This is a genomic window from Microcoleus sp. F4-D5 (assembly GCF_036704885.1).
In the GTDB taxonomy this organism is placed as follows: Bacteria; Cyanobacteriota; Cyanobacteriia; order Cyanobacteriales; family Microcoleaceae; genus Microcoleus.
This window is the reverse complement of the sequence record NZ_JAUBSX010000067.1, coordinates 1-12,002: the sequence shown is the minus strand read 5'-3', so window position 1 is coordinate 12,002 and position 12,002 is coordinate 1. Positions and strand designations below refer to the sequence as shown.

Sequence of the window (12,002 nt, the reverse complement as noted above, 5' to 3'; positions counted from 1 at the left end):
CAACCATCACAAACAAAAATCGACCATCGATGAGCGACGCACCTTACAGTTGACAGTTGATAGTTAACTGTTCGCTGCTGACTAATGACTGATGACTACTGACTAATCGCTAATGATTAATAACCGATCGATGCGTTACCAATTCCTGAACTTTGTCAACAGCAGCGTCGAGCAACAGTCCAGTTAAACCAATTACAAACACCGCTAAAAATACCGAACTCAGGTTCAAACGGCTCCATTCATCCCAGACAAAAAAGCCAATTCCCACACCACCTGTCAGCATTTCCACCGCCACAATCACCAGCCAAGCAATCCCCAAACTAATCCGCAAACCTGTAAAAATGTATGGCAAACTCGCCGGCCAAATTATTTTGGTAATCCGCCTCCAGTGCGGCATTTCCAACACTCGCGCCACATCCAGATAATCCTGGGAAACGCTAGAAACTCCCAAAGCTGTGTTGATAATTGTCGGCCACAAAGAGGTGATGAATATGACAAAAACTGCCGACGGCTCTGCTAAATTAAAAATCGATAAAGCTATGGGCAGCCAAGCTAGCGGCGACACCGGTTTGAAGATTTGAATCAGCGGATTGAGCGCCATCATTGCCGGTTTCGACATCCCGATCGTAAATCCCACGGGAATTGCAACTGCTGCACCCAGGAAAAATCCCACCAACACCCGCCGCAAACTCGCTAGCAGCAGCCAGCCAATGCCTAAATCTCCAGGCCCGCGCTGATAAAATGGATGGAATATGTAATCTAAATTAGCTATTAACGCCTGATACGGAGTGGGAATCAAATCGCTGTTGAAGCTGGCAACAATCCACCACACACCGAGAATTCCCAAAAAACCAGCCGCAGGCAACAAAACTGCATCTCGGATGACAACGGGTTTGACCCGCTTCCACGCTGCCACTCCTGCAACTGCGATCGCAGATAAATTAAGCTGTACGAACATTTCAATCTCCTTCAGAGTCAGGGCAGGTACAAGAATTTTGAACAATACCAACCTGAGACACTGACGAAGCCAAACTATCTTTTTCAGAAATTTGGCTTTTCAGTCTCTTCTCAATGCCTGCGAAGTTAGCTGACGGGCTAGGACTGAGAGATGTCCTTCTCTAGAGATTTCAAAATCAAAAACTACACTCAAATTTGGCAATTTTTAACTTTGCTTTTTAATTCTGTAGAAATTAGCCCCTAAAATTGGTTCCTCCGCTCCAACCACACGCTTGGTTCGATCGCGCAGTGCTGGATTAGGCTTGACTTTTTAAGCCAATTTAACTTAACCTAGCACGAGTTTATAATTCTGTCAATACGTCTTTAGGAGTAGCCATTGGCGATCGCAGAATCTCAAAAGTTGATAGAAAATTCAAAAAATTAATTATTAAACTAACCTAGAGATATAAAATACGATCGCTCACTTGAGTTATATATAAGAGCTATGAGAGATTTTAGTCAAACGTTACAAGATAAAATTGAAATAATTACCCAAAACTGGATCGAAGCTGTTCGCGCCGACGAGCAAATCGAAACCGCCAAGCAACTCACTTACACTTCCGTGCGCGACAGCCTTCCTATCGTACTGCAAGCGATCGTAACTATGCTGTCCCAATCAGAAGAAAGCGACATTGGGACGCTCGTAGAACAAAGTTTAGAACACGGGACTGTCAGGGCAAAACAAGGCTACGATGCCGAAGAAATTGCGCGGGAATACCGCTTGCTGCGGAGGGTGATTTTCGAGGCTATAGAGCCAGAATTGCTAAAAGGCTCAGCCGCTGAAGTGAACCGAGCTTACCGCTTAATTAACGCTGCCCTCGACGAAGTAATTGCTAAATGTTTCAAAACTTATACCCAGGAAAGACTGCAAGAACTACAGGATTTGCAAAAACAATTGCAACTTACAAATCAAGAGCTGACTCGCTTATTTCGCGCCAGTCAAGAGAATCTATCTCACTTAGCTCACGAATTGAAAACTCCCCTCAATTCTATTATTGGCTACTCAGAATTGTTTTTGCGCCAAACAAACAATTCTCGACTTAAAGATTCGGCTCCCAATTTGGCACATATTGATAAAGTCATCACCAACGGCAGACGGTTACTTAGATTAATTAACGATACTCTCGAAATCTCGCGGTACGACGCGGGACGCATAAAATTGCAGCTAAGTACCACAAATGTGCGATCGGCGATCGGCACTGTTGTCGAAATAATCGAGCCTTTGGCTAAAGCAAAAAATTTAGAGATCGCCGTTGAGTGCGATCCCGTTCTCGATCGAGTTATGACAGATTACTTGCGCTTGCAGCAAATTATCACCAACTTGGTGAGCAACGCCATTCGCTACACCCAAGCTGGTACTATTAGCATAAAAAGCGAATTATTGTCAGAAAAACATTGGAGTATCTGCATCACCGATACAGGAATTGGCATTGCTTCAGAAGACTGCGATCGGATTTTTATGCCCTATTTTCGAGCCGACAACTCCCTGGGAGCTTACATTCCTGAGAGTACAGGCTTAGGGCTAGCAATTGTCGCTCGATTAGTCAACCTCTTGCAAGGTAAAATCGAATTAGTTTCTGAAGTAGGAGTTGGCTCTTCCTTCACTGTAATTTTTCCCTTAGAATTGGATGGAGTTGAGATTCAGGAATGACTTCAATCTCTATATTTAGATTGCCGCGTAAGCACCTTACCTATTCTTGAGTTCTCTAGCAACAAAAGCAATGACTAATGACTAATAACTCATTACTAATCACTAATCAATTCTTCAAATTAGAAACCGAATAGTTACATAAACAGCCGCAGCCACCAATTGCAACGCCATCACAGGAAGCCCGTAATGCAGAAAAGTTTGAAAAGAAATCCGGCGCCCGTGCAGTTCAGAAATTCCCGCCGCCACTATATTAGAAGAAGCTCCTACCAAAGTGCCGTTTCCGCCTAAAGTTGCTCCGTACATCATCGCATAAAACAGTGGCAGCACAGCAGGTGGAAACTGCCCTGCAAAATCCGGAGCCAGCACCTCTGCCGGTGCGAGTCCGATATTGACAACATACTGTTTTAGCAGCGGCACCATCGCCACTACCAGCGGAATATTTGGTACCACGCTTGACATCAAACCCACAAAAAATAACAAAACTAAAGAACCCAGAAAAATATTCTTACCTAAAATAACTGCTAATATTCCAGATATATTGGCGATTATTCCGGTTTTTTCCAAACCGCCAATCAGCACAAAGATAGACATAAAAAATAGCAGGGTGCTCCAATCTAAATCCCGCAAAATATTATTAACAGAATCTATTTGGGAATGGTGAGCTAAAAGCATTGCCAAAGCAGCCCCCAACAAAGCAACGGCTGCCGGTGAAATAGGCACGGGCAGAGACTCTCCTATTACAAAAAATGTCAGCACGAAAGCTATAATTACACCGCCCACTGCTAAAACTCGGGGGTGATTGATTTTTGGGCGCGGCAAATGTTCCAAATCGTCTAAGTTCTTGTCCCAAATTTCGCGGAACAGCCAAGGCAAGATAACTACTATCACTCCTAATGCGATCGCCCCGCCCAAACTTAACTTTACCAGGTAATCTGCAAAGCTCATGTTAATAGCATCGCCGACAATGAATGTCGCCGGATCGCCCACGATTGTCAGCAGTCCCGAACTGTTAGCCACAAATACCATTAAAATCAGTAACGGCACAAAATCTACACCGACTTCTTCTGCCATTGGCGGAATTAATGGTGCTAGCAGCATGACTGTCGTGGCATTGGGCAAAACTGCACAGATTGGAGTAGTAATCGCGACAATACCCAGTAAGAGATTTTTGCCTTTGCCTTTAGCCAAAAGCACCATTTGAGTGGCCAAGTATTCAAATACTTTTGTAGGCTCAAAGGCTCTCACCATTACCATGACTCCGAAGAATAAGCCCAGCGTGGCGTGACTTCGACCGATATATTCGATCGCGTCGTTTAACGTCATTACATGGGTAAAAACCAACATCAGCGCTCCCAGAAATGCCGCTACTGTTAGGTGTATCCATTCTGTAATTATTAAAAAAATTACACCGATAAATGTTGCCGCAGCGATCGCAGCTTGGACGTTTTCCATTTAGTCCCCTGACAAAATTAAAACTTAAAATTAAAAACTCTCGGTGTGAGGAAACTTACTACTTTATGGCTTTTCTGTCAATAGGTTCAAGGGCGGATTTTGGCAGCAACAACCTGGGAGCGACTGCTCGACAGAGATCCGGTACGGGGAAAATTTTACCTCAAAACTACTTCTTTTGGCAGGGTCGCGATCGCCCGAAGTTTGGTATGGCGCTCGGGCGATCGCTCAACTACAATTAAGCATGGGCAATATCTGCCAAACTCAACCCCCACGCAGACATCATGGACTACAGCCAAGTGCTCGCCGACAAAACCGATACTATCCTCAAAAACTGGATTGAAGCAGTTCGTCAGGATCGGAACATTGAAAGTGCTGACGCCTTACCGCACTCAGCAATCGAAAATCACATACCTCACCTGCTGGCGGCGATGGCAACAGTGCTTTCCCAATATCAACACAGCGAAATAAAACTAATAATTGAAGCCAGTTTAGATCACGGATTTCTCAGGGCAGAACAAGGCTACGACGCCGCAGAAGTAGCCCGCGAATACCATTTATTGCGTCAAGTAATATTCTCCCAATTAGAAGCTGAATTGCTAGCAGGAACCACAACAGACGTATTCAGAGCTTTTCGACTCATAGATGCCGTAGTAGACGAAGCCATTGCCCAGTGTTTCAATAGCTACGTCGCTCAGAGGCTGCGGGAACTTCAACAAATTCAAACTCAATTACAACTCACAAATCAAGAACTCTCTCGCCTTGTCAGCGTCAACCAAGAAAACGTCTACCATTTGGCTCACGAACTCAAAACTCCTCTCAACTCAATTATAGGTTATTCCGAACTATTCTTGCGAAAAGAAAAATGGCAATCTGAAATCAAAGATACTCTCCCCGGCATCGAACACATTGAGCGAGTATTGCGTAACGGCAGACAATTGCTGCGCCTGATTAACGACGCACTAGAACTTTCTCGCGCCGACGCCGGAAAAATTAAACTTCACCTGCGGCAAACTAATGTACGATCGGTAATTAACACCGTAGTAGAAATGATGCAGCCAATGGCTGATGCTAAAGGATTAAAGCTCGCTGTTACCAGCGACTGCGCCCCAAAAAAAGTAATCGCCGACGGACAGCGGCTGCAACAAATTGTTACCAATCTCCTGAGCAATGCCATTCGCTATACAGAATCCGGTAGTATCGAATTAAGCTGCCGCCGTGCTGGAGAATCACATTGGGCGATCGCAATTACCGATACCGGCGTTGGCATTGCCCCCGAAGATACAAACCGCATCTTTGACCCCTTCTTTCAAGCAGGAGAAGCCGCCAAACAGCCCTTTCCCTCCGAAAGCACCGGTCTGGGATTAGCAATAGTATCGCGGCTCGTCACACTCCTGCAAGGCAAAATAGAGCTAGTATCAGAAATAGGAGTCGGCTCAACTTTTACCGTGATTCTCCCCCTAGAAGTTAAAATTCTCCAAGAAGTAAGCTAAACATTAAGTTCAAATTTTTACATCTGAAAATCCTATGCCCGCAGCCAACATTAGCCCTTCCACCACAGCCTTTCCCCTCACAGCCGTAGTCGGGCAAGAAGCAATCAAATTAGCCCTGCTGTTAGCAGCAGTCGATCCCGGATTGGGAGGAGTTGCGATCGCAGGTCGCCGCGGGACAGCAAAATCAGTAATGGCCCGCGCCTTGCACTCCTTACTGCCACCCATTGAAATTGTTAAAGACTCTTTTTGCAACGCCGAACCTAATGAAATTATTGCAGAAAAGGCATCTTTTCTATTGGAAGAAAGCGGGCAAGAGCCCCACACTACCGATACTAATTTCCCACAGACAGAAATAATTACCACACCATTCATTCAAATTCCTTTGGGTGTCACCGAAGACAGACTCTTAGGTTCAGTCGATGTAGAAAAATCAGTAAAATTCGGCGAAACCGTATTTCAACCAGGACTTTTAGCCCAAGCAAACCGAGGGGTACTTTATGTAGACGAAATTAACCTCCTAGATGACAATATTTCCAACCAATTGCTAACAGTATTAACCGAAGGGCGCAACCAAATAGAACGCGAAGGCATTAGCTTCCAACACCCCTGCAAACCTCTATTTATCGCCACCTACAACCCCGAAGAAGGGCCGCTCAGAGAACATTTGCTCGATCGCATCGCGATCGTACTGTCAGCCGACGCAGCCCTCGAAATAGAAGAAAGAGTCTATGCAGTAGAACAAGCTTTATCCTACTCCAGCTCGCCCCAGGCATTTCTCAATCAATACGCCGAAGACACCGACAACCTCAAAACCCAAATCATTCTAGCCAGAGAATGGCTCAAAGATGTTAGCATTAAACGCGAACAAATTGCCTACCTAGTAGAAGAAGCCATCCGGGGTGGCGTTCAAGGACACCGGGCCGAAATATTCGCAGTCCGCGTCGCCAAAGCCGCAGCAGCTATGGAGGGACGCACAGAAGTTAACGCCGAAGACCTGCGCCGCGCCGTAGAATTAGTCATCGTACCCCGCGCCACCATCATCCAAACTCCCCCAGACGAAAACCCTCCTCCTCCCCCGCCACCGCCACCGCCACCAGAACAATCGGAACAAGAACAAGAAGAAGACGAGGAAGAAGAAGACAAAGAAGACGAACCTCCTGAAGAACAAGAAGAGACTAGCATTCCCGAAGAATTTCTCTTCGACCCCGAAGGCGTAATTCTCGACCCCAGCGTGCTTTTCTTCGCCCAAAATGCCAACCGCCAAGGCAAATCGGGCAGCAGAAGCACCATTTTCTCCGAAGATAGAGGCCGTTACGTCAAGCCAGTATTGCCCAAAGGCCCCGTCCGCCGCATCGCCGTTGACGCCACTCTCAGAGCCGCCGCACCCTACCAAAAAGCCCGCCGCGACAGGAATTCTAACCCCCCCCAACCCCCCCTTAGCAAGGGGGGGCAAGGGGGGGTTGAGCGCCGTGTATTTGTCGAACAGGGAGACATTCGGGCGAAGCGCTTGGCCAGAAAAGCTGGAGCTTTAGTCGTCTTTGTCGTCGATGCCTCCGGTTCGATGGCCCTCAACCGGATGCAGTCGGCCAAAGGTGCAGTCATGCAGCTACTCACAGAAGCTTATCAAAGCCGCGACCAAGTTGCTCTCATTCCGTTTCGCGGAGAACAAGCAGAAGTGCTGCTACCGCCGACTCGCTCCATAGCCTTGGCCCGCAAGCGTTTGGAAAGACTCCCCTGCGGTGGCGGTTCCCCCCTGGCCCACGGTTTGACTCAAGCCGTGCGCGTGGGAGTCAACGCGCGGCAGTCGGGAGATATCGGTCAAGTTGCGATTGTCGCGATTACTGACGGGCGGGGGAATATTCCTTTGGCTCGTTCTTTGGGCGAACCGATTGTAGAGGGAGAAAAGCCGGATATTAAGGAGGAATTGTTAGAAATTGCTGCCAAAATTCGCGGGTTGGGAATGCAGTTGTTGGTGATTGATACCGAGAGCAAGTTTATTTCGACTGGCTTTGCGAAGGAGTTGGCCAAGACTTCTGGGGGGAAATACTATCACTTGCCGAAAGCTACCGAACAGTCGATCGCAGCTATGACTAAAAATGCTCTGCGCGACGCGATCGGCTAAAATCCTGATACCCGCATTTATCTGCAGTTAAAAATCCACAAATTAGACTTTTGACCAAAAGTCTAATTTTTAACTTTCACTCTCCGGCGACTCACAGCCAGCGAACCCGCAATTAAACCCAACCCTACCACAGTCGAAGGCTCAGGAATTTTCACGGGCAGAGGCACCGGCGTTGCGGTTCCCGGACTCGGGCTCGGAGAAGTTGTACCTTGTCGGAGTTGACCGATTTGAGCCAGCAGCAAATTTTCTGAACCCTGCCCTGAAGCAGCGGTAAAAACGGCTCCGACATCAGCGGCAACGGCAGCTTGACTGCCGGAAATCACAGCGGCGGCAGCCAATAAAATTCCGGCGGCAGTTGGCAATAATTTGCTAGGAAAAAACGTGGGCATTGGACATTACCTGTTTAGCATTTTGTCGATCGAACTCGATCTCTCGATCGTTAATTTTTTGGGCCTTCCCTGTCTGAGCTACCTTAGCAACTAACCCAAGCGATTTGAGATTTGAGATTTGAGATTATTGGGGTTTCCTGTCCCTAGTTTCAACTAAGTCCCAAATCAAAAACCTAAAATCAACTGCGACCCCTGCTTCTAGCATAGAGTCCTCAATCCCAAATCGTAAATCCCAAATCCAAAATTGATTGAGCTCGCCTATCTGCGATTCGATCGACTTTAAGCTTGCCCTCGCGGCAGATAGCGCCGGCTCTTTAACTTCAATTATAGATCTGCCGCGACCCGCAACGGTGCAATAGGGCGACACGGCACAGACTTGTACGCAGTTGATTATAAACAATCGCTCCCTGCTTGGGAGAGATTTCACACCAGTTCTTTATCAAATCTTTAAACTATTCCAGGTTTTGCAAACAAAGTGTAAAGCTGTCAAAATATAGATAGCAATTCTCAGCCCAAATATAGGTAAATCCTCGTGAGTAACACTAGCAATTTCCGCGAAGCCGTGCGCGAGGCCAAAAACCAAGCGCTAGTAGGCCCCAACGTCATCTCCAACGCTCTCCCCTTCGTGGGCGGCGGACTTGTCTTAACTGCTGTCGGCACCTACGGCGGCCTCGGAGTGATCCGCAACTATCCCGGGATCTTCTTTCCCACATTCATCGCCGCGATCGTCGTAGAATTAATTCTATTCTTCGTCGCCCGCGGCGCCGCCGAGCAAGGCAACAAAAACACCGCTTTGCCCCTGCTGGCAACCTACAGCCTGCTTTCCGGCTACACCCTCAGCGGATTGGTATTTACAGCCCTCAGAACCCAAGGCGTCGGCATCTCCGGCATCGGTTTTGCAGCCCTCGGCTGCGGCATTACCTTTATCGCCGCCCGCCAAATTGGGTCCAACCTTTCTGAACAAGACGGCATGGCCCTCACCAAAACTATCAGTTTAGGTGTCATTGCTTTATTTGTCGTAGTTGTCGGTCAGTTTCTGCTCTCTCTCTTTGGCGTCTACACCCCAACTTGGTTGGAAATTGGCATTTCCGGCATCGGCGTATTTCTGTTCGCCGGTGCTGCGATCGTCGATTTTTACATATTACCCCGCAGCTACCGCGACGACCAGTATTTGCCGGCCGCTCTGTCGATGTACTTGACCTACATCAACTTGTTCATTTTCATTCTGCGCCTGCTGATTGCTATCAACAGCCGCGATTAATTGAAACTTTAGCTTAAAAAAACCGCGGCTCGATGTCAATCGGGCAGCGGTTTTTTTTTATTAAGATTTGGAATCAAGATAGTCGTCATCGCCTCCTCTGTCTCTCATACAAAAAACTTATATCCCACATTTCGCAGATATTTAAGCAGATTTAATTTCAGAAAAATTCGGAATTGTCAAAGCATCAAATTATTGCTATGCAATAATTTGATGCTTTTTTAAGGTATAATAATTTGTGCCAGTATACCAACTCTCAAAACCATGAATAAGCTATCTGAAGCGATAAACATCGTAAATTTAGACCCTGCAGGGAATAGTAGCAGGGATAATAGATGAAATGGAATTGGTAGAAGAAGTCAACAAAAAAGTGGGAATAAGCAACAAAGAAACCCTCAGCCCAGGACAAGTCATGAAAGCGATGATTTTGAACGGATTAGGGTTTTTGAGCGCCCCAATATACCTATTCGACACATTTTTCGTGGGAAAAGCAACAGAACATCTAATCGGCTCGGGAGTAACACCAGAACAATTTGCCGGACGATAGAATCGGGAGAGCATTAGACAAATACCATCAAGCTGGAACGACAAAACTCTTCACAGCAATTGCCCTAAAAGCAGCACTGAAATTTCAAGTATCAATGAAGAGCGTTCACCTAGATAGTAGTTCAATATCAGTAGAAGGAGCATACAAAAACTGTCAGGGAAAAAGCCAGGAAGTTGAGGCCGAATCTGAAGATACAGAATCTTCCATGAAAACCATAAAAATCGTTCATGGCTATTCAAGAGATCGAAGACCGGACCTCAAACAATTTATGATAGACACGATCGTCAGCGGGGATGGAGACGTACCATTATATCTCAAAATAGATGACGGAAACGCCGATGATAAAAGTGTCTTTGTAGAGAGACTGAAAGAATTTAAAAACCAGTGGATATTTGACGGAATCTGCGTCGCAGATAGTGCCTTATACACCGCAGAAAACTTGTCAGCAATGGTAGGAATGAAATGGATAACCAGAGTACCATTAAGCATAAAAGAGGCCCGAGACAAAATCTGCTGCATTGAAGATAGCGCCTGGAAAGACCATCAAATAAAAGGCTATAAAATAGCAGCAATAACAAGTGAGTATGCCAACATCAAGCAAAGATGGCTAGTGGTAGAGAGTGAAATCAGAAAACAAGCAGCAATAAAAAAAATAACCGAGCAAGTAAAAAAACAGTTAGAATCAGCAAAAGCCTCACTGCGTAAGCTATCCAAGCAGGAGTTTGCTTGTATTGCTGATGCAGAAATCGCAATAAAAAGATTATCAGATTCATGGAAATATCATCGAATCACAGAAATTAAATGCCAAGAAAAACCAGTAAAAAAACCGACAGGCAAGTCGAAAACATCGAGCCAGATACAGACAAAAGTTTATCAAGTGACAAGTGAAGTAGAAACCCAAACGTCAGTAATATCAGCAGAACAAGTCACAGCCGGGAGGTTTATACTGGCTACAAATATCTTAGACGCTACAGCAGTGAGCGATCGAGAAGTATTACTGGAATACAAAGCACAGCAAAGTAACGAGAGAGGATTCAGATTTATCAAAGACCCGTTGTTTTTTACATCAAGCGTATTTGTAAAAAAGCCGGAACGAGTTGAAGCAATTGGAATGATAATGGGACTGTGTTTGTTAGTTTATAATTTAGCTCAAAGGAAATTGAGACAACAATTATCAGCTACCAATGAGGAGGTAAAAAATCAGGTAAAGAAATTAACAAATAAGCCGACAATGCGCTGGATATTTCAGATGTTTCAAGCAGTGCATTTAGTGACGAGCGATGGAAAAAAGCAAGTCAGCAATTTAACCCAAGACCGTCAAGATGTATTAAAGCATTTAGGACAGTATTGCTGTCAATACTATTTAATAGTTTCAAGTGGATAACGATCGAGAGTGAGGTTTAGGTATTTGTGAATAATTTTCATTTATTAGTCAAGACAATTTGCTCTTGGTATGAGTCCCCTTGGCTAAAAACATGAATTAAAACGATAAAATAGAGCCATGAATCTATTAAAAAAAGTCAATTATTTCAACTTACTCGCTCGAGGTCAAATTGACGGGTTCCTGTAACGCTAAAACCGCATAAGTTCAACTCAAAAGCGTTTGGTTTCCAAGTTTTCAAAACTTATAAAAAAATCCCAGCCACATCTGCGGAATGTGGGTTAAAAGTAAGGGTCATTTTTCCATTTCTCCTTATCATACTCAGCATGGGTGAGAATATATTTGATATAAATTACTGTAGTTTAGACTAACCAAAGATGAGAACGGTGGCTTTCAGAAGAACTAGAGCCACCGCGCTAGGAGAGAATGAGGGTGAAAAATAAACACCGTTCCACTCCTTAAATGAACAGTGAACGATTAAAGGACTTTCGTCAAGCAGCATACGAGTTATTGGTGCAAGCGAAAGATGCGACATTTGAGCTGATGGATGCAGTGATGACCACTCCGAATGCGTCATCTCTCGCGGAATTTTCACTAAATCCATTATTCAAGCGTCAATGGCCAAGCATCTATGAAGCATTACAAGACTGTAGACCAGACCGAAAAAAACTGATGGAGTTGTATCTGGAGCAATTACAGAAAGAAGCACCCCCAAC

9 protein-coding genes, 1 pseudogene and 1 riboswitch are annotated in these 12,002 nt (G+C 45.4%); of the genes and pseudogenes, 7 read left to right on the top strand and 3 right to left on the bottom strand.

Features of this window, described 5'->3' with window-relative positions; translation table 11 throughout:
* Positions 1-109: 109 nt before the first annotated feature.
* A complete protein-coding gene (gene ntrB, locus QUA80_RS25070; RefSeq protein ID WP_333427716.1) occupies positions 110-958 on the bottom strand; it encodes a nitrate ABC transporter permease in 849 nt (282 codons plus the stop codon).
* A 99-nt stretch (positions 959-1,057) separates the two neighbouring features.
* Positions 1,058-1,270, bottom strand: a riboswitch (cyclic di-AMP (ydaO/yuaA leader).
* Between the two features lie 171 nt (positions 1,271-1,441).
* Between ntrB and QUA80_RS25065 the strand changes: the two genes are divergently transcribed.
* On the top strand, positions 1,442-2,647 hold the full coding sequence (locus QUA80_RS25065) for a HAMP domain-containing sensor histidine kinase (protein WP_333427715.1): 1,206 nt from the start codon (positions 1,442-1,444) through the stop codon (positions 2,645-2,647).
* A gap of 114 nt (positions 2,648-2,761) precedes the next feature.
* On the opposite strand, the gene QUA80_RS25060 is transcribed toward QUA80_RS25065, so the two are convergent.
* Positions 2,762-4,099 (bottom strand): ArsB/NhaD family transporter, encoded by a 1,338-nt coding sequence (locus tag QUA80_RS25060; RefSeq protein WP_333427714.1) that lies wholly within the window; start codon positions 4,097-4,099, stop codon positions 2,762-2,764.
* A 65-nt stretch (positions 4,100-4,164) separates the two neighbouring features.
* Between QUA80_RS25060 and QUA80_RS25055 the strand changes: the two genes are divergently transcribed.
* The 3 genes from QUA80_RS25055 to bchD are packed head-to-tail and all read left to right on the top strand — an operon-like array spanning position 4,165 to position 7,711.
* Entirely contained in the window at positions 4,165-4,338 is a 174-nt protein-coding gene (locus tag QUA80_RS25055; protein WP_333427713.1) for a hypothetical protein, read from the top strand.
* 42 nt (positions 4,339-4,380) lie between these two features.
* Positions 4,381-5,589 carry a HAMP domain-containing sensor histidine kinase gene (locus tag QUA80_RS25050; protein WP_333427712.1) on the top strand — a complete coding sequence of 403 codons (1,209 nt, stop codon included), beginning with the start codon at positions 4,381-4,383 and terminating at the stop codon, positions 5,587-5,589.
* A 34-nt stretch (positions 5,590-5,623) separates the two neighbouring features.
* Positions 5,624-7,711 carry a magnesium chelatase ATPase subunit D gene (gene bchD / locus QUA80_RS25045; protein ID WP_333427711.1) on the top strand — a complete coding sequence of 696 codons (2,088 nt, stop codon included), beginning with the start codon at positions 5,624-5,626 and terminating at the stop codon, positions 7,709-7,711.
* A 62-nt stretch (positions 7,712-7,773) separates the two neighbouring features.
* Here the strand turns inward: bchD and QUA80_RS25040 are convergent, their stop codons facing one another.
* Entirely contained in the window at positions 7,774-8,100 is a 327-nt protein-coding gene (locus QUA80_RS25040) for a PEP-CTERM sorting domain-containing protein (protein WP_333427710.1), read from the bottom strand.
* A 532-nt stretch (positions 8,101-8,632) separates the two neighbouring features.
* On the opposite strand from QUA80_RS25040, the gene QUA80_RS25035 reads away from it, so the two are divergent.
* The 3 genes and pseudogenes from QUA80_RS25035 to QUA80_RS25025 form a co-directional block, all read left to right on the top strand.
* Positions 8,633-9,361 carry a Bax inhibitor-1 family protein gene (locus tag QUA80_RS25035; protein ID WP_333427709.1) on the top strand — a complete coding sequence of 243 codons (729 nt, stop codon included), beginning with the start codon at positions 8,633-8,635 and terminating at the stop codon, positions 9,359-9,361.
* A gap of 261 nt (positions 9,362-9,622) precedes the next feature.
* A pseudogene (locus QUA80_RS25030) lies at positions 9,623-11,289 on the top strand (IS1634 family transposase).
* A gap of 459 nt (positions 11,290-11,748) precedes the next feature.
* The coding region (locus QUA80_RS25025; RefSeq protein WP_333427708.1) for a hypothetical protein at positions 11,749-12,002 on the top strand (254 nt) is incomplete at its 3' end.